17 protein-coding genes and 1 riboswitch are annotated in these 19132 nt (G+C 34.7%); of the genes, 2 read left to right on the top strand and 15 right to left on the bottom strand.

What is annotated here, in order from left to right; translation table 11 throughout:
* Positions 1-98 precede the first annotated feature (98 nt).
* Complete coding sequence (locus tag BLT48_RS14040) at positions 99-263, top strand: hypothetical protein (protein ID WP_218123352.1); 165 nt, start codon at positions 99-101, stop codon at positions 261-263.
* Between the two features lie 156 nt (positions 264-419).
* Here the strand turns inward: BLT48_RS14040 and BLT48_RS02355 are convergent, their stop codons facing one another.
* The 15 genes from BLT48_RS02355 to dnaE all read right to left on the bottom strand — a co-directional run bounded on the left by BLT48_RS02355 (position 420) and on the right by dnaE (position 18735).
* Positions 420-1001 (bottom strand): ECF transporter S component, encoded by a 582-nt coding sequence (locus tag BLT48_RS02355; RefSeq protein ID WP_089974876.1) that lies wholly within the window; start codon positions 999-1001, stop codon positions 420-422.
* A gap of 136 nt (positions 1002-1137) precedes the next feature.
* Positions 1138-1261, bottom strand: a riboswitch (FMN riboswitch).
* Between the two features lie 77 nt (positions 1262-1338).
* Positions 1339-3135: a sensor histidine kinase gene (locus BLT48_RS02350; protein ID WP_089974873.1), complete on the bottom strand. Its 1797-nt coding sequence runs from the start codon at positions 3133-3135 to the stop codon at positions 1339-1341.
* A gap of 8 nt (positions 3136-3143) precedes the next feature.
* Entirely contained in the window at positions 3144-3869 is a 726-nt protein-coding gene (locus BLT48_RS02345) for a response regulator transcription factor (protein ID WP_089974870.1), read from the bottom strand.
* Positions 3870-4090: 221 nt separating this feature from the next.
* Positions 4091-4822 (bottom strand): pseudouridine synthase, encoded by a 732-nt coding sequence (locus BLT48_RS02340; RefSeq protein WP_035022636.1) that lies wholly within the window; start codon positions 4820-4822, stop codon positions 4091-4093.
* A 32-nt stretch (positions 4823-4854) separates the two neighbouring features.
* Positions 4855-5427 (bottom strand): SMC-Scp complex subunit ScpB, encoded by a 573-nt coding sequence (gene scpB / locus BLT48_RS02335; protein ID WP_035022634.1) that lies wholly within the window; start codon positions 5425-5427, stop codon positions 4855-4857.
* Between the two features lies 1 nt (position 5428).
* Complete coding sequence (locus tag BLT48_RS02330; RefSeq protein ID WP_035022632.1) at positions 5429-6202, bottom strand: segregation/condensation protein A; 774 nt, start codon at positions 6200-6202, stop codon at positions 5429-5431.
* Positions 6203-6610 (bottom strand): GNAT family N-acetyltransferase, encoded by a 408-nt coding sequence (locus BLT48_RS02325; RefSeq protein ID WP_035022629.1) that lies wholly within the window; start codon positions 6608-6610, stop codon positions 6203-6205.
* A 52-nt stretch (positions 6611-6662) separates the two neighbouring features.
* On the bottom strand, positions 6663-7976 hold the full coding sequence (gene lysA / locus BLT48_RS02320; RefSeq protein WP_089974866.1) for a diaminopimelate decarboxylase: 1314 nt from the start codon (positions 7974-7976) through the stop codon (positions 6663-6665).
* 210 nt (positions 7977-8186) lie between these two features.
* Complete coding sequence (locus tag BLT48_RS02315; protein WP_089974863.1) at positions 8187-9008, bottom strand: purine-nucleoside phosphorylase; 822 nt, start codon at positions 9006-9008, stop codon at positions 8187-8189.
* Between the two features lie 23 nt (positions 9009-9031).
* On the bottom strand, positions 9032-10201 hold the full coding sequence (deoB, locus tag BLT48_RS02310; protein WP_089974860.1) for a phosphopentomutase: 1170 nt from the start codon (positions 10199-10201) through the stop codon (positions 9032-9034).
* A 91-nt stretch (positions 10202-10292) separates the two neighbouring features.
* On the bottom strand, positions 10293-11183 hold the full coding sequence (xerD, locus tag BLT48_RS02305; protein ID WP_089974858.1) for a site-specific tyrosine recombinase XerD: 891 nt from the start codon (positions 11181-11183) through the stop codon (positions 10293-10295).
* Positions 11184-11270: 87 nt separating this feature from the next.
* On the bottom strand, positions 11271-12179 hold the full coding sequence (locus BLT48_RS02300; RefSeq protein WP_089974855.1) for a CvfB family protein: 909 nt from the start codon (positions 12177-12179) through the stop codon (positions 11271-11273).
* A gap of 223 nt (positions 12180-12402) precedes the next feature.
* The gene (pyk, locus tag BLT48_RS02295) at positions 12403-14160 is read right to left on the bottom strand and encodes a pyruvate kinase (RefSeq protein ID WP_089974852.1); all 1758 of its coding nucleotides are present in this window, start codon (positions 14158-14160) and stop codon (positions 12403-12405) included.
* Between the two features lie 59 nt (positions 14161-14219).
* Positions 14220-15182 carry a 6-phosphofructokinase gene (pfkA, locus tag BLT48_RS02290; protein WP_035022608.1) on the bottom strand — a complete coding sequence of 321 codons (963 nt, stop codon included), beginning with the start codon at positions 15180-15182 and terminating at the stop codon, positions 14220-14222.
* Between the two features lie 214 nt (positions 15183-15396).
* Positions 15397-18735: a DNA polymerase III subunit alpha gene (gene dnaE, locus BLT48_RS02285; protein ID WP_089974849.1), complete on the bottom strand. Its 3339-nt coding sequence runs from the start codon at positions 18733-18735 to the stop codon at positions 15397-15399.
* A gap of 196 nt (positions 18736-18931) precedes the next feature.
* Here dnaE and BLT48_RS02280 point away from each other — a divergent pair, with 196 nt between their 5' ends.
* Positions 18932-19120: a YjzD family protein gene (locus tag BLT48_RS02280; RefSeq protein WP_035022601.1), complete on the top strand. Its 189-nt coding sequence runs from the start codon at positions 18932-18934 to the stop codon at positions 19118-19120.
* Positions 19121-19132: the final 12 nt, after the last annotated feature.

The following is a 19132-nucleotide window of genomic DNA, read 5'->3' as shown; positions in this document are numbered from 1 at the left end:
ATAACAGCAACGCTGATACATTGTTAAATCTAATATACCAAAAATAACTAATTTTAGGCTATTCTTTTGTAAATTTTAATAAATAACAAATAAGGAGCATGTTCTATAAGTTAAATAAAAAAGCTCTTTGTCAAAATGGTGTTGATATAGAAGAAAATAAAATTTCTTCTGGAATAGACGGGTTTGCTTATGGAGAGCCAAGGGAACGTCTGAAGCCTGTAGTCTTCAGAGCTTTCAAGCCTCAAATAAAACGTAATCGCTGAAGCGCTAACGCTTTGTAATTCGCATTGAATCCAATGCAAGCTACAAGCAAACCCTATTCCTCCAGAATTTTCGTGACATTAATTTAACTAAGCTATCAACACTAAAAAGTATAGAGGCAATAAAAAAAGAAACCGCAAAAATTGCGGTTTCTTTTTTTATTTAACACTGATTTTTGTCATTTGGTTACGAAATAACCAAGTTTTTAATTTTGCAAAGAGTAAGATAAATACCGTGCTTACTATAGCTCCTTTTATTATATTAAATGGTATAACACCCATTAAAAGATACTCTCTAATAGGCCCTACACTAAAGTTTAATACTTTTAAGTATAAAGGAAGTAAAAATAAATAATTTACAACGGATAGAACAACCGTTAAAGATGCAGTTCCAATCACATTTGCAAACACAATATTTTTCGTATCATGAATTTTAGCCTTCATGATTAAATAAATTGGCAATGTGTAAGCGACAGAAGCTATGAAGCTTGCAGTATCCCCAATAGGATATCCTGCGTCACCGCCCGTTTGGATATAATGAAGTAAAGAGCGTATAAACGCCACCATTACGCCTCCAACCGGACCGTATAAAAACATTCCAATCAAAACAGGTATATCACTAAAGTCTACTTTAAGAAAAGTGACTCCTGGAATTATTGGAAAACCAAATGAAATCAAAATGGTCGCAAAAGCAGCCAACATGGAGATTCCCACCATTTTTTTCGTATTACTAGTTTGCATAAAAATCCTCCTAAAAGGATTCATCAGCATAGGCATTACTGAGTCTATTTAAATAAAAACAATATAAAAATGCTCGTCCTAATTATCTTCAGATAACTAAACAGAGCACTTGAACAATGAGACCTATTCAAATAAACTCCATCTTCTTTATTCAGACTTTACTGTCGGTACTGGAATTAAACCAGTTCAACTAAATAATGCTATTTAGCTCGTGGACTATACCACCGGTCGGGAATTTCACCCTGCCCCTGAAGACGAATCTTTATATTTTTTTAACATCTTGATTGTATACCATAATAAAAGAAAAATCAATGGTTACTTACTTTTTATTCGCGAATTAATCAATATAGGGTAAATGAACAATAAAAGCAGTGTGTTCATGCACAACACTTTTCACTTCGACAAAGCCACCATGTGCTTCTATAATATTTTTAACAATGGACAAGCCGATACCCGTTCCTGTTTTATTGCCTTTCATTACAGTACGTGATTTATCAGCTTTATAAAAACGATCAAAAACATAAGGGACATCTTCTTCAGAAATTCCTGTTCCGTTATCCTTTACTTCGATTAGAACCTCATCCATGATTCTATCCAAATGAACCCAAATTTCAACTTTTTTATGTTCTTTATCAGACAAACTAGTATGTCTAATCGCATTATTAATCAAATTTACAAATACTTGGTTCATCTTATCTTCATCCATATAATAAGAATCTAAATTAGCATCAATCGTCAATTTCATTTCAATATTATTTTTTTCAGACATCGTAGCAAATCGCGTAAATAATTTATTGAAAAAGTCGTCTAACTGAACATCCAGCTTGATCAAATTGATAAAGCCAGCTTCCATTCTAGAACTATCCAGCATTTCATTAACCATACGATTCATTCGAATAGATTCCTCACCGATAATCTTAGCCATTTCTTTTTTCTCTTCTTGCGTCTCGGCTACATCATCCAAAATAGCTTCACTGTAGCCTTGAATCATCACTAAAGGTGTTCTTAATTCATGAGAGATGTTATTAATAAAATCATTCCTCATAATGTCAAGCCTTTTTTCTTTAGTAATATTTTGAATAGAAACCAAAACACCACGGACACTTTCTAAATTTTCATCAAAAAGTGGTATCAATGTTATATTGTAATAATAATCATCAATATTATTTTCATAACTTACTTTTTCGGGAAATTTGATAACAGAATCGATTTTGTATTCTAGCACTTCAGGTATAACTGTTTTCATTACTTGATCTGATCGATACAGGTGTTGTAAATATTCATCTCCAAGTGGGTTAGACATCAATAATGTTTTATCTTGATTGTAATACAACACTCCTGTTGATATCGACGTCACAATGTTTTCTAATAGTTCTTTTTCTTGTCTAGTTGCTGCTCCTGTTACTTCCAATGATTTCCCCATTTTATTCATAGCAAGCGCTAATTGAGCTAACTCATCTTTATAATTCGATTGAGTTTGTTTTGAAAAATCATTTTTAGCATAATCGTAAGCAATATCTCTCAATTGAGTTAAGGGATGACCCAGCCTACGTTGGAAATAATAAAACAATAAAATTCCTATCACAATATAAAGAATCAAACTCGCAACTGACCACATCGCCATCCTACTATGGGTTTTATTTAAAAAAGATAAATCTCCATAGATGTATAGTTGACTAGCTTGGTTGTTAAGATCAAAATGATGAATTTTCATGATAAAAGGTATTTTTGATTCTCCATCAAAAGATACTTCGTCTTTAATCAAAGCGTCTTCTCCACTACTTAAAGCAGCACTCACTTGACTAGTCGCTTTGACTTTCTCAATAGATTTTAATTGTTTATCCAAATCAATAATGGACGAATAAACAATAGGTTCATCTTGTTGTTGGATGATCAAAAAAAGATATGAATTAAAAACTCTTATTTTATCTAAATTTTCTATTAAAAAATTTGGATCTTCTTCAGACATGGTTGCAATAGCATCCATTGAACTTTCAAAATCTTTTATATAGTTTTCTTCAATATTTTTTTTATAAATCATTCCATATACTTGAGTTGAGGTAAAAAAACAAAAACCTATAGCTAACATTGTTACTACCCAAGTACGGGTTACAAGGCTATTTAATTTAAACATATTCCGACCTACTTTTCAGATTCTTCTGGAAAAGAATTAAATTTATACCCTAGACCCCATACGGTCACAATCATTTTCGCGGCCGGTTCAGAATGCTTCGTTAATTTTTCTCTTAAGCGTTTAATATGAGTATCTACCGTTCTTAAATCGCCAAAGAACTCATACTTCCATACTTCACGTAATAATTGTTCTCTTCCAAAAATTTGATCTGGAGATTGTGCTAGATACAATAATAAATCATATTCTTTTGGAGTCAGATTGACAGCACTGCCATCTGCCAAAACACGATGAGATTGATCATCTATTTCAAAATGAGGCATTTTGATTAAATCAGGATTTGCTTTTGCTTTTGGTTTTCCGCTTTGGGTTCTTTTTAGAACAGCCGATACTCTTAAAACGACTTCTCTGGGACTGAATGGTTTCACTATATAATCGTCTGCACCTACTTCAAATCCTTCTATACGGCTAACTTCCTCCCCTTTAGCGGTCAACATCATAATTGGAGTATTTTTAGTTTCTCGTATTTTTTCAGCAACTTCAATACCATCCATTTTAGGAAGCATCAAATCTAGCAAAATTAAATCATAATCATTTTCTAAAGCCATCTTAACGGCATCTTCACCATTATCTGCTTCAAAAATGACATAATTCTCTCTTTCTAAATACATTTTTAATAGTCGGCGAATACGATCTTCGTCATCTACTACTAATAGGTGCATGTCATCATTTTCCATTATATTTCCACCTCATCATTTTCCTTTAGCACTTACTTACAGAAATTTAGTCTGATATTAGTATACACAACATTTGTTACAAGATTCAACTAATTGACATGATTCCTTGTTAAAATATTAAAACGTTCTCAAAAAAAGGGCTTATTTTAAAAAATGACCAGCTAAATCGTTATTGTTTATAAAAAAAAGAACTTGATTTTTTATTCAAGCTCTTTACTCGTTTAATTATTTTCTTCTTGGGTTGCTGAATTGCGCAATTGATAGATTTCAAACGTTTTTAATTCACGCCACTCCCCTGGTTGTAATCCATCTAATGTCAATGTACCATAAGATTCTCTTTTTAATTTTTCTACCGGATGACCAATAGCTTGAAACATATTTTTTACTTGTCTATTGCGACCTTCATGTATGGTTAATTCGACCATAGTGATGTCTTTTGCTCGATCAGATGACAGGATTTTAGCTTTAGCTGGTGCCGTTTTTTTACCTTCAACTATGATACCTTTTTCAAGTTTATTCAGTGCTTTTCTATCAACTAGACCTTTTACTTTAGCCACATACGTTTTATCTATTTGATACTTAGGATGCATCAATAATTGAGAAAGTTCTCCGTCATTTGTTAACATCAATGCCCCTGTTGTGTCGTAGTCTAATCGTCCAACTGGATAAATTCGTTGTTCGATATTAGCAAACAAATCTGTTACTACAGGTCGTCCCTTATCATCTGAAACGGCTGTGATCATATTTCTAGGTTTATTCAATAAAAAATAGACTGGTTCTTCTCTATAAATCGGAACGCCATCTACTTCTACTACATCAGAATTCCCGATTTGAATGCCCATTTCCTTAACAACTTTTCCATTTACTTTAACATGTCCTTTAGAAATAAGTTCCTCTGATTTACGACGCGAGGCTACTCCAGCATGAGCTAAAACTTTTTGCAATCTTTCCATAATTTCTCCTTCATACAACTCTATTTTTATTCTTATTCAAACTGCTGATTAAAACGTTCAAAAAATAAATCTGACTCTTTTTCGCTAGTCTCAGTTTCTAATTCGGTTATCTTTGGTAGATCATTTAAATCTTTAAGACCAAAATAATCCATAAAGTAGCCCGAAGTTCCATATAAAATAGCTCTTCCAGGACCTTCTGCTCGACCCTTTGGTTCAATCAATCCTCTAAGCGTGAGTTTTTGCAGTGCTCCGCTTGTTTGTACTCCTCGTATCTCATCAATCTCCATCCGAGTCAAAGGCTGCTTATAGGCTATAATGGCAAGTGTTTCTAGTGCTGCTTGTGAAAGATTAGTAGTCAAAGGCGAAATAGCATACTTTTTTATGACCTCTGCATACTCTTTTTTAGTCGCAAGTTGATAGTGATTTCCTACCTCCAGCAACATCAACCCTCTGGCAGTCATCGTTTCATACTCTTTTTGAAGTCGCATTAAAAATTGATAGACTTGTTGAGTTGAACACTCTAAAAGAGTTGAGATTTCTTCTAATGTCATGCCCTCATCTCCAGCTACAAAAAGAAGTGCTTCAATTACTGCTAATTCATCCATACTACTCGTCACCTATTTCTTCTGTTTCTGATGGATAGACAATAATATCTCCATAAGTTATTTCTTGTAAAATGTAAATATCTTTTTCCTTGATGAGTTCAAGTAAAGCCATAAAGGTCGTTACCATCTCATTTTTTGTTGGCTCTTCAAAAAAACCTGCAAACAAAATCCCTTGACTGGCTTTTACATTTCTTAGTTTTCCCATGATAAAATTCATTTTTTCATTAATCGTGGTCTCTTCAGCTTTAATTTTTGTTTGCAAAGGAACTTTTTTCATTTTCTTATTAACCATTTCTTGAAAAGCAGCTACTAAATCAAATGTACTGATTTGAAGAGGTTCGAGAGGAACCTTTTCTTGTAACAGCTCTAAATTAGCAGGCTCCTTAGAAAAGTAGTGACTTCGCTCTTCTTCTTTTACTTTCAATAAAGCGGCTGCTGATTTAAATTTTCGATATTCGAGTAATTGTCCTACTAATGCATCTCGGGGGTCTTCACCAGAATCATAAAACCCTTCATCATCTTGAGCTGCATCGATTTCCTGTTTTGGTAACAGAAGTTTGCTTTTAATAGCCATTAATGTAGCAGCCATAACTAAATAATCACCCGCGACATCTAGCTGCAATACTTTCATTGCTCGAATGTAATTCAAATATTGTGATGTTACATCAGCAATTGGAATATCGTAAATATCAATCTCTAAGTGTTTGATCAAGTGCAACAATAAGTCTAGCGGCCCTTCAAATGCATCAGTTTTTATATTTATATCAGATGACATTTAACCCTCGCCTTTTTCATCAGTTACTAAGATCTGCTGTTGGTTTTGTTTGCTTTTTTCTTGTTCCCACTTAGCAACCAAAGCGGACGTTTCTAATGTTCCTAGTATTTTTTTTTGTAGGAAACGACGTTCTAAAGCTTCTAACATGTTATAACTAATGCCTTCGTTTCTAAATGAAGGGTTGATTGAAATATGCCTTAGCAGTATCATGTCATTCCCAATTTCTACGCCTATTACACCTATGATATCCTGAGTATCCTCACTTTTCCATAAATAAAGTTTACGATTTTCTTTACTTTGATACCAATCCATTTCATCTTGCAAACGAGAAACGTCTTTTAAATCTGGAACGAATGAGAGCAATCCCATTGAAATTTTTTCATAATCATTTTTGTAATCGAGTAACATAATTTCCTCCTAGCGCTTTAAGCATGCAATACTAACTATTAGCGCATATCTATTAATAAAGAGAGCAATCTAATCTCATTAAGTCTGCATAACTTTCTCGCTTAATAGCCAAAAAATCTTTTCCATTTTCAACAAATACTACGGGTGGTCTTGGAATACGGTTATAATTGCTTGCCATTGCATAACCATAAGCACCAGTACTAAAAACAGCTAAAATATCAGTGGCATCTGCTTTTGGCAGTGGCAAATCCCAAATTAGCATATCGCCAGACTCACAACATTTCCCAGCTATAGAGTAAGTTTCTTCTACTGTATCTGCTACACGATTCGCCAAAACTCCCGTATATTTCGCATCGTATAAGGCAGGTCTGATGTTATCCGTCATACCACCATCAATGGCTAGATAGTTTCGAACATCTGGTATCTTTTTTTGCGAACCGACTTGATATAAAGTAATCCCTGCATCTCCTACTAGACTACGACCTGGTTCAATCCAAATTTCAGGCATTGGCAATTGAATTTTTTCTGAAACAGACTGAACTTCATCAATTAAGTTATTTACATAATCTTCAATTGGCAACGGCTCATCTTCAGATATATACCTGATACCAAAACCTCCACCAACGTTTAAAACACGCAATTGAAAGTCAAATAGTAGTTGCCATTCTTTTGATTGTATCATTAGTTTATCAATCGCTAGACTAAAACCGTCTGTTTCAAAAATCTGTGAACCGATATGACAATGCAAACCCATAACATCGATATACGGCATTTCCAAAGACATTTCTAAAGCTTGCTGCGCTTGGCCGTTTTCCAGATCAAATCCAAATTTAGAATCGGTTTGTCCAGTAGTAATGTATTCATGAGTGTGAGCTTCGACTCCAGGAGTTACCCGTAATAGAATAGACACTTTTTGTTGACGCTGTTTAGTATATTCATTCAATTTACTTAATTCATAAAAATTATCGACAACAAAACAACCAATGTCATAATCCAAAGCTGCAATAATTTCTGAATCTGATTTATTGTTTCCATGAAAATGGATTTTTTTATTTGGGTATTCTGCTTGGATAGCTGTGAATAACTCTCCACCAGAAACAACATCTAATGACATCTCTTCCTTTGCCATTAATTGATAGATCGCTAAACAAGAAAATGCTTTACTGGCATAGGCAACTTGAGCTTTGATATTACGTTTTTGAAAAGTCATTTTAAATGTACGTGCTTTGTATTTTATTTGAGAAATATCGTATACGTAGACTGGTGTTCCATATTTTTCAACCAATGAAACTGTGTCTACGCCACCAATTTCTAAATGGTTAGCCTTATTCATTCTCATTGTGCCCGTTAGTAATCTTTCATCCATTAATCAACTATCCTCATTTCAGTTTCTCTTGTTTTTTTCTTTACTTACTTTAACACAAAAAAAAGCATTTCTCAATGCAGGCCTATACCTTGAATAATCTTATATTGCTTCCTTCTTCAACTTAATCAAGAGATGAAGAAAAGAGAAACTGATTAAAATTATGGTTAATAAACCATAAATTTTTTACAGTTTCTCTTTGTATTTGTTTGATTACATTTCTGAAAGAATATTTTTTACAAGTGCTTTAAATGTATGTTTAACCCGTTGAGTAGTCTCAACAACTTCTTCATGATTTAATTGAGCTTGCATGCCGGCTGCTAAATTAGTGATACATGAAATACCGATCACTCTCATATCAGCATGTTTTGCTACTATCACTTCCGGAACGGTTGACATTCCTACCGCATCTGCTCCGAAAAGACGAACCATTTTTATCTCTGCAGGTGTTTCATAAGTAGGTCCAGAAAAACCAACATAAACGCCTTCTTTTAGGTCGATATTCATATCTTTTGCTACAGAACGAACAGTTTCTTGATAAGCTAAATCGTAAGCATGGCTCATATCCGTAAAGCGTGGTCCCATAGAAGCATCATTTGGTCCAATTAAAGGATTTACGCCTGTATAGTTGATGTGATCTATAATCATCATCAATTCCCCAGGTGTAAAGTTAGCGTTGATTCCACCGGCTGCATTTGTAACGATTACCGAATGAATACCTAAGGCTTTCATTACACGTATTGGGAAAGTTACTTCTTCTAAAGAATAGCCTTCATAAAAATGAAAACGCCCTTGCATAGCGAGTACTTTTTTACCGCCAAGTGTTCCATAGACTAATTGTCCAGCATGACCTTCTACAGTTGAAACAGGAAAATGCGGAATCTCACTGTAAGAAATTGCAATTGCATGTTCAACTTCGTCGCCTAATTCACCTAATCCTGATCCTAAAATCAAGCCGATTTCGCTATCTTGAACGCCTTTTTCTAGAATATAATTTTTTGCTTCGTTTATTTTATTTAAAATTGCGGTAGTCATAACCGTCCTCCATTAATTCTTTTTTAGTTTAATTCTTTTAAGAAACTTTTCCCAAAACCTGTATCTTGAACATTGAAGTTTTCTGCAATGGTTGCTCCAATATCAGCGAAGTGTCCTTTAGGAATTTCGCCATGCCCTTTCATAGATGGGGAATAGGCTAGTAAAGGAACATATTCTCTTGTATGATCTGTTCCAGGAGCTGTCGGATCATTTCCATGATCAGCTGTAATCAGCAATAAATCGTCTTCTTTTAATTTTCCAACGATTTCATCTATTCGATCATCAAATTCATCTATTGCTTGACCATAGCCTGCAACATCACGACGATGCCCAAACTTAGCATCAAAATCAACAAGATTCAAGAAGCTAAGCCCTTCAAAATCTTTACCCATAACGGTCAATAATTTGTCTACACCATCCATATTGTGTTCCGTACGTACAGAATCAGTAATACCTTTTCCATTATAAATGTCATTGATTTTACCAATTGCGATGACTTCTTTCCCGGCTTCGCTCAAATGATTTAAGACGGTTTTTCCAAAAGGATCTAATGCATAGTCATGACGTCCACTTGTTCTTGAAAAATTACCCGGTTCCCCAATGTATGGGCGAGCAATAATTCTACCAATCATGTAAGGATCTTCTTTCGTAATATCTCTGACAAATTGACAAATACGATATAGCTCTTCTAAAGGAATAACCTTTTCATGAGCTGCAATTTGCAACACAGGATCTGCTGAAGTATAGATAATTAAATCTCCTGTTTCTAATTGGTGTTGTCCATATTCATCAAGAATAGCTGTCCCACTTGCTGGTTTGTTTCCAACAATTTTGCGGCCAGAAAAGTCTTCAATTTTTTTTAATAAATCATCTGGAAAACCTTCTGGAAAAACACGAAATGGTGTTTGAATATTCAGTCCCATAATTTCCCAATGGCCAGTCATTGTATCTTTACCTACTGATACTTCTTCTAATTTAGTATAATACCCTAGGCTATCTGCCACACTGCGAACATCTTTTAGCGGTTTAATATTTCCAAGCCCTAATTGTTCTAGATGAGGTATTGTCAGGCCAGCTTCTTGCGCAATATGGCCTAAAGTATCGCTTCCTAAATCATTAAACTTATCAGCATCAGGCGCTTCACCAATACCAACTGAATCCATGACGATTAAATGCACTCTTTTATATGACATTCCTTCTTCATCCTCCTAATAATAGGTTTCTACAGTTTCATTATAGTAAAAAGTACATAAGAAAGCGAGTAAAACTCTGAGGACATATTTTTCAAGCTCTGGGATGATAGGTTTTGTAAACGCTCGACATCCTTTGTTTGGTAATATGAGTATATATTTGGGTTGTGGAGATATCTGAATGACCTAATAACTCTTGCACCACTCTTAAATCAGCCCCATTTTCTAATAAATGTGTCGCAAAAGAATGACGCAACGTATGAGGTGTTACTTCTTTTACGATTCCAGCTTTTTTTACGATTATTTTCAAATTTTTCCATACGCCTTGTCTGGTTAATTTACGTCCATGGTGGTTTAGAAATAAATACGGTGAACGCTGACCTTCTTTTTCTAACTTTGTCCGACTGTAACGCAAATACTTTTCAATCCATGTGATTGCTAGATCTCCTAAGGGAATGATTCTTTCTTTATCACCTTTACCGATTGTTTGAATTAATCCAAGCGATAAATGCAAATCATCTAATTTTAATTCTGTTAACTCAGAAACGCGCAATCCTGTTGCATACATTACTTCAAGCATTGCCCGATCTCTTAATCCTAGCGTCTCTCCTGTATTTGGATTTTCTATTAAACGTTCTACTTCTTTGATCGACAATACTTTTGGCAATTTTTGTGCTTTCTTTGGTGTGTCAATATGTAACATCGGGTCACTTTGGGCTAGTTTTTCCTGTTTTAAAAACTGATGAAATTGTCTTAAACAAGAAATCATTCGAATAATCGTACCTGCTGATTTTTCTTTCTCTTTTAAATCCTGTAAAAATGACAATACAGTATAGCGATCAATTTGATTCCATTCGGTTACTTTGATTTGCTCAATAAAAACCAAGTATTGTCTGATATCTCTTTTATAGCTTTCAATTGTGTTTTTTGAAAGACCTCGCTCAATTGTAAGAAAACGTATATATTCTTCTATATCTTCATTCATTTTCTTCACCTCTATCTCATTAAAAATGCTACCTCGAGTGAAACACAAAAAGAAGGCAAGAACACGTTGTGAACTGCCTTCTTTAGTTTATTCATTATCTAGTTCTATATGATCTTCTTCGTTTTCTACTTTAGTTAAGGGGGCAACGAGTTTTGTTTCGCCATCTTCTTGTACAATCAAACGTTGTTTCATTAAATTGCCAATGGCACGCTTAAATTGACCTTTACTGATTCCAAATCGATCAGAAATATCTTCTGGCGAACTTTTGTCAGTATAAGGAAAGCTTCCAGTTTTGGTTCTTTCTAATATGGCCATCAACATGGCAGCATCGTCTCCGATAGCTTCATAAGCACGCGGCATTAAGGATACATTTATAACACCATCTGGTCTAACCCCAATGACACGTCCAGATACAACTTCTCCTAAACGAGGTTCGTCTTTACGTTCTGAAGGATGAATGAATCCAATTTGATTATCTTCAGTCAAAATAAAAGTTCCAATCATTTTCAGGCGGTAAGCTGTTCCTTTTATGTTTTGATTAATCAATTCTTCTGTTCCTTTTTTTGCTAGCGATTGATAGACTTCATCACTTGCTAGTTCTCCCCACATACGGTCTTTGTCATCTACTCTTATTGTTATCAGTAAACGGTCACCTTTTTTAGGCCACAGTTGTTTAATGGTTGGCAACTCGTCAAGTGAAACAACCAATTCTTTATCAGGTAAGCCTACATATACAAATACACCTAGATCTTTACGTGTGTCTATAACCGTTCCCCATGCGTAATACCCAACTTGAGCTTTAGGTATATCTTGAGTCAACATAAAGTCTTTATCCATTGAGATATAAGCAAAACCTTCTACTGTATCTCCAAGTTTGTATTCCATTCCTTCTGCTTTGTCTAATTTATAGGTTACTCCATCTTTTTGTACAAAAAACGCATCCTCGTTTACATCTGTAACAAGACCTGTAATAACTTTTCCTAATGATTGATTCATATTTTTTCCTCCATAAGTTTCAAAATAATCGTTGCATTTTTGTTCTACTGATCCATCTCCTACATTTTATAAGAAAAAGAAGGAGATGGAAAGTAAGGAACAATTTATCCAAAGCAAGTTTACCATATTTTTTTTATGTAAACTAACAAATAAATTACTCAAAAAAAACTCCCCATCGGATCTAAAATCAATCCTCAAGAGAGTTTTGTTTAGTTAATTGTGATTAGATTGCTGTTGTAGCTCCACGATAAACAATTCCACGACGTGAGTCAACAGTAATTAATTCATCATTTGTAATAAGTGTTGTTGCATTTTCAACATTCACAATTACAGGAATGCTCATTGCAATAGCAATAACAGCTGCATGACTAGTCAAACCGCCTTGTTCTACTACTAAAGCTGATGATTTTTCAATTGCTGGCAAGTAGTCTTTATCTGTTGTTTTAACAACTAAAATTCCACCTTCAACAGCATTTTTATTTGCTTCTTCAGCACTTGTTGCGACAGTTGCTTTACCAATAACAGCATCTGATCCTACACCTTGACCACTAGCTAATTTAGTTCCAATTAATTGGATTTTCATTAAGTTAGTTGTTCCACGTTCTCCAACTGGTACACCAGCAGTAATGATAATTAAATCTCCTGCAGAAGCAAATCCAGTTTCTTGAGCGATTTTAGTAGCAAGATTAAACATATCATCAGTTGAAGCAGGTTTTTCAGAAACGACTGGAGAAACACCCCATGTTAATGCTAACCCACGCATTTGACGTTCTGTAAATGTAACCGCAACAATATTAGCTTTTGGACGGTATTTTGCAATCATGCGTGCAGTATGTCCAGATTCAGTTGCTGCAACAATTGTTTGAATGTTCAAGTTACGAGCAGTATGTCCTACTGATTGACCAATAGCTTCAGTCATATCTGTTTGGCTGTAAGCTTTTAATGCAAATGCATCTTGATTTACTAATGCTTCTTCTGTACGAACAGCAATACGTGCCATCGTTTGTACAGCTTCAATAGGGTAATCCCCAGCAGCAGTTTCTCCAGAAAGCATAATAGCATCTGTACCATCAAAAATAGCATTTGCAACGTCACTTGCTTCCGCACGAGTTGGACGTGGGTTTTGTTGCATTGAGTCTAACATTTGTGTAGCTGTGATAACTGGTTTACCAGCTTGATTACATTTTTGGATAAGTGCTTTTTGAACGATAGGAACTTCTTCTGTAGGAATTTCAACTCCTAAGTCTCCACGTGCAACCATTAATCCGTCTGAAACTTTTAAGATTTCGTCAATGTTATCTACGCCTTCTTGGTTTTCAATCTTAGGAATGATTTGAACGTGTGTCATGTTTTCTTCTTCAAGAATTTGTGTGATTTCTAATACATCACTTGCACGACGTACGAAACTTGCAGCAATATAGTCAATATCATTTTCTAAACCAAAACGAATATCAGCAGCATCTTTATCAGTGATACCTGGTAAGTTAACAGATACGCCTGGTACGTTAACACCTTTTTTGTTTTTCAATGTTCCTGGGTTTTTAACTAAAACAACAATTTCACCATTTGCATGGTCTAAGTCTGTTACTTCAAGATCTACTAAACCATCATCTAATAAAATATGAGTTCCTGGGTTTACGTCATTGATTAATTCAGGGTAACTGATTGAGAATTTTTCTTTTGTTCCTTCAATTTCTGTCATTGAGATACGAACAATGTCTCCTGCTTCAAAATCCACACGACCGTCTTTCATGTTATGCGTACGCATTTCAGGACCTTTTGTATCTAATAGAATTCCTACCATTTTGCCAGTACGTTTTGAGGCTTCACGAATATTTTTGATACGTGCACCATGCTCTTCAAAATCACCATGTGAAAAATTTAAGCGGGCTACGTTCATACCTGCATCTATCATTTGAACCAGTTGTTCAACTGTTTCACTTGCTGGACCAATCGTACATACAATCTTCGTTTTTTTCATTCTATTATCTCTCCCAACAGCAATTTTTTATTACAATTTTTTTAAAGTTTGTAATTCGTTTAATAAGATATTTCTTGATTTAATTTATATAAGCTGACATCTGGCATATGTTTTTTTGTTTTTAAGGTTTCGACAATATCATTTTCAACAATTTTGTTGTCTACGATTCCTATACATAATCCGCCTTTACCAACTTTTAGTAAATCAACAGCTCTCGCACCAAAAACACTTGATAATACTCGGTCACGAGCAGTTGGAGAACCTCCACGCTGAACATGTCCTAGAACCGTAACACGAGCTTGGTAATCACCATGTTTTGATAATTCATCTGCAAAGTCGTTTCCATTCATTACGCCTTCAGCTAAAATTATGATACTATGTTTTTTACCACGTTCACGACCCTTTTGAATCGTGCTTGCAATTTCTTCCATATTAAATTCTGTTTCAGGAATAATAATTTGTTCTGCTCCTCCTGCTACACCAGTCCATAATGCAATATCTCCTGCATTACGTCCCATAACTTCAATAATGAAAGTACGCACGTGACTTGTTGCAGTATCACGGATTTTATCAACAGAATCTAATACGGTATTAATAGCCGTATCAAATCCGATACAGAAATCAGTCCCTGGAATATCGTTGTCGATCGTACCTGGTAAAGCTACAGTTGGATAGCCGTGTTTCGTTAAAGCAGAAGCTCCCATATAAGAACCATCTCCACCAATAACGACTAAACCTTCAATCCCAAATTTATTTAGTTGTTCAATACCTTTTAGTTGACCTTCTTCAGTAGCAAATTCAGGATAACGAGCAGAATAGAGAAAAGTTCCACCTCTCGAAATCTTATCACCTACATCTCTACGAGTTAATTTACGTATATCACCAGCTACTAAGCCAGCATAACCATAGTTAATACCATAGACTTCCATACCTTCGTAAAGACCTTTACGCACAACAGCTCGAATAGCTGCATTCATTCCTGGAGCATCTCCACCACTTGTCAAAACAGCAATACGTTTCATATTGACTTCACCTCATAAAATAGATTAAAGTAAACAGCTCTTCTAAACAACTCATAACTAGTATCATCTAAAAAATCTTTTACTCATTACACTTATACATTCTATCACAAATACTTCTTGGTTCAAACTTACAAACATAAGCTCAACTGCTATTCTACCATTTTTATAACGTTTTGTCTTTTTAAAAATCAGTTTTATTAAAAAATTCCTATATTTAACTATTTTTAATCACAACATTTTCTTTCCCCAGTAATTCTTCCAATTGTTCCATCAACTCGGGAGTATCATGGATCCAATTTTCTTCTGCTAAAACAATTTTTTTATTTGTTTGTACATAGTAAAGAACGACCGGTATATTGCCTTTTGCTTTCATCATTATTTTCTTCATTTTTTCTAATGTATCATTGGTATTTTGTACCTCTTGTATCCGTATAAAACATTTCTTAGTAGTATAACCGTCCATTACTTTCTTAATATCTTCCATTTGACTGACAATCATTTGAGGAATATCTTCTCGCTTTGAATCGACTTTTCCAGAAACGTATAAAGTGCCTCCGTTATTAAGCAAATCAATGAATTGTCGATATTTTGTTGGAAAAAGTGTGAGCGAACAATCTCCAGAAGTATCACTGATCGTTACAAAAGCCATAGATTCGCCTTTTTTCGTGCGGATTTTATGCACATTTTTTATCATCCCGATTATTCTACTTGTATTTCCAACAGCCAACTCGCTCGTATACTCAACTTGTTTCCATTGTCTCAGCTGATCATATTTTTCAGTTGGATGACCTGACAAATAGGTACCTAAGTATTGTTCTTCTGTTTCTAGTTTTTCTTCAAGCGTTAAATCTGGGGCGAATTCATATTTGGGTTTTAATAATTCAAACAAATCAATATTGTTTCCGCTCATTTTTATACTTTGAACAATTCCATCAACCGATGCTAAAAGAGCGCCTCTAGAGTAATCAAATTGATCGAAGGCTCCAGCGTAAATTAAAGGTTTAATGTATTCCGGCTTCAACCATTTTTTATCCAATCTTTTGAGAAAATCAATCAAATCTAAGTATCTCCCATCATTTTTCCGATTTTGGATCACTTCGACAATCATATCTCTTCTTAGACCTTTGATTGAATTGAAGCCAAATAAAATATTATTTTCAGTTAATGTAAATCCACTGAAACTCGTATTGATATTAGGTGGAATAACTTTTATTTTCCTTTTCTTCGCTTCAATAATGTATTCTTTCATTTTAGCAGAACTGTTTAGAGCTGAATTTAATAGCGCCACAAAAAAAGCATTGGGGTAATGTGCTTTTAGATAAGCCATCTGATAGGCAATGAATGAGTACGCTACTGCATGGGAACGGTTAAACCCATAATTCGCAAATCGTTCGATATAATCATAAACTTGCATGGCTACTTCTTTAGTGTAGCCTAATTGGTTCGCACCAGAAATAAAATGGTGTCTCTCTTTATCAATAATGGCTTTTTGTTTTTTCCCGATCGCTCGTCTTAAAATATCTGCTTGACCTAATGTGTACCCACCCATTTTGGCAGCTACCTGCATGACTTGTTCTTGATAAACCATTACACCATAAGTGACCGCTAAAATTTCTGATAAGCTTTCATGAGGGTATTCTATGGGAACGATACCTTGTTTCCTTTTGATAAACGTATCAATTTGTTCCATCGGGCCCGGGCGATACAAAGCATTTACGGCCGCGATATCTTCGATTGAAGAAGGCTCTAATCTGCGAAGAACGTTTTTTATTCCAGAAGATTCAAATTGAAAAATTCCCACCATATCTGCTTGACGGAATAATTGCAGAGTCTTTTGATCTTGCATTGGAATAGTCAAAAGATCCAAGCGTTTTCCAGTTTTCCTTTGAACAAGTTTTAGCGTGTTGTCAATGATTGTTAAATTTTTCAACCCTAAAAAATCCATTTTTAACAAGCCAATTTCTTCTACATTTCCCATCGGGTATTGCGTTAACAGAATTTCTCCTCCACCTTTTTGCAAAGGGACATACTGAGTTAGTGGGTTATCGCTGATAACAATTCCGGCTGCATGTGTCGATATATGACGAGGCAATCCTTCAATTCTTTTGGCTGTTTTAAAGAGCAAACTATTTTTATCATTTTCTTCAACTAGTTTTCTGAGCGTTGCTGATTCTTTATAGGCTTTTTCTAAAGTGATGCCCAATATTTTGGGAATGGCCTTTGACCACACATTTGCTTCTGAAGGACTTAACCCAAATACTCTTGCTACATCTTTTAGAGCCATCTTAGCTGCTAACGTTCCAAAAGTAGCTATCTGAGCAACATGATTTTGACCATACTTATTTTTTACATAAAGCAAAATTTCTTCACGTCTATTATCAGGGAAATCCAAATCGATATCAGGCATTGTATACCTTTCTTCATTCAAAAATCGTTCAAATAATAAGTTGTACTCAATCGGATCAACGTCTGTGATTTCTAGTAAATAAGCCACCAAAGATCCAGCTGCTGAACCTCTACCTGCACCTGTAACAATTTTCACTTTATGAGCATACGCCATGACATCCCACACAATTAAAAAGTAATCTTCAAACCCCATTTTTTGAATAACGGCTAACTCATAATCTAATCGCTTTGTGTATCGTTCATCTGATTGAGGTACTCTCACTGCTAACCCTTTTAAGCACTGTTCTTTTAAAAACTCCGTTGTCTTTGTGTCTTTAGATAAAGGAAATTTTGGCAATAATTGTTGATGCAAGGATATGTCCGCATCAATCATTTCAGCTATCTCGTTGGTTCGTTGAGCAGCTTGTTCCAAGTCATTATCTTTAAATAACTGTTCTACCTGATTGCTTTCAGGCAAATAATACTCGCCTTCTTCAGTAGGCTGTTGAGGGGAGAGAGTCTCGCCCTTATTAATCGCTCTTAATACTGTAGTACTAAAGTCGTCAACTGCATCAATGTACCGTATATCTTGCAAAGCAACTGTTAAAGTGGCCGTTTCATTTGCTAGTTTATTTAATGCATCTTTGATGGTCATTAGTTTTTGATGCAGCTGTATGCCAAGATAAAATTGTTGCTCAGGAAAAGCCGTTTGCCATTCTTTGACTACTGTTGCTGCTGATTTTTTTTCATCTTGAAGTAAAAGAGTTTCTACTTCTCCATTTTCCCCAGGTGTGACTGCGATTAAATTTTGACTGTATTGACTTATTTGTTTAAATGTAAGACGTTCATTTTCAAGTAATAACATTTTTTCACTTGAAAGAGCCATCAAACTTTCATATCCTTTAGCATTCTTAGCTAATAGAATAATTGAATAAGTCTCTTCGCTATTTACAGTGCCCCCAACATCTAACGTTAACCCTAAAATGGGCTTGATCTGATGTTTTTTGCACATTTTATAAAAGTCAACCATTCCATATAAGACATTGTGGTCGGTTAAAGCAATCGCTTGATAACCTCGTTCTTTTGCTTTGACCACTAATTCTTCAATTGAAGTTGTACTTTGTAATAAACTATATGAACTAATAACTTGCAATTGTACAAATGACATTTTGTCACCCCATTCTAACTCATTACTATCTATTATACCCTTCTAAGATTCGTATACGCAAACCTTCTAAAAAGAACTTTTTATTCTTGTTGCAATAATCCAAAGTAACCTACAATAAAAAAAGTTCTACTTACTTTTGCTTTACAAAGTTTTTGAAAGTGCTAAAATGAACGTGTAAAAGAAGAGAGGTTATATCATGAAATATTTAGTGACATTATTTTGGGGATTCCTTATAGGACAAGCTGTAAATTACATTGGTAGCTCATTATCAAGCGGTTCGTATAACTTTGTTATGGCATCCGCTATTGGCTTATTTATTGGCGTTATGGTTATTTTAATTGCCAAGTCTTTTCCTGATCAAAAACATGGACATGCAACTAAATAAGCTTTTATAAAC

This window comes from Carnobacterium viridans (assembly GCF_900102725.1).
Lineage (GTDB): Bacteria > Bacillota > Bacilli > Lactobacillales > Carnobacteriaceae > Carnobacterium_B > Carnobacterium_B viridans.
This window is presented reverse-complemented; position numbering and strand designations above follow the sequence as displayed.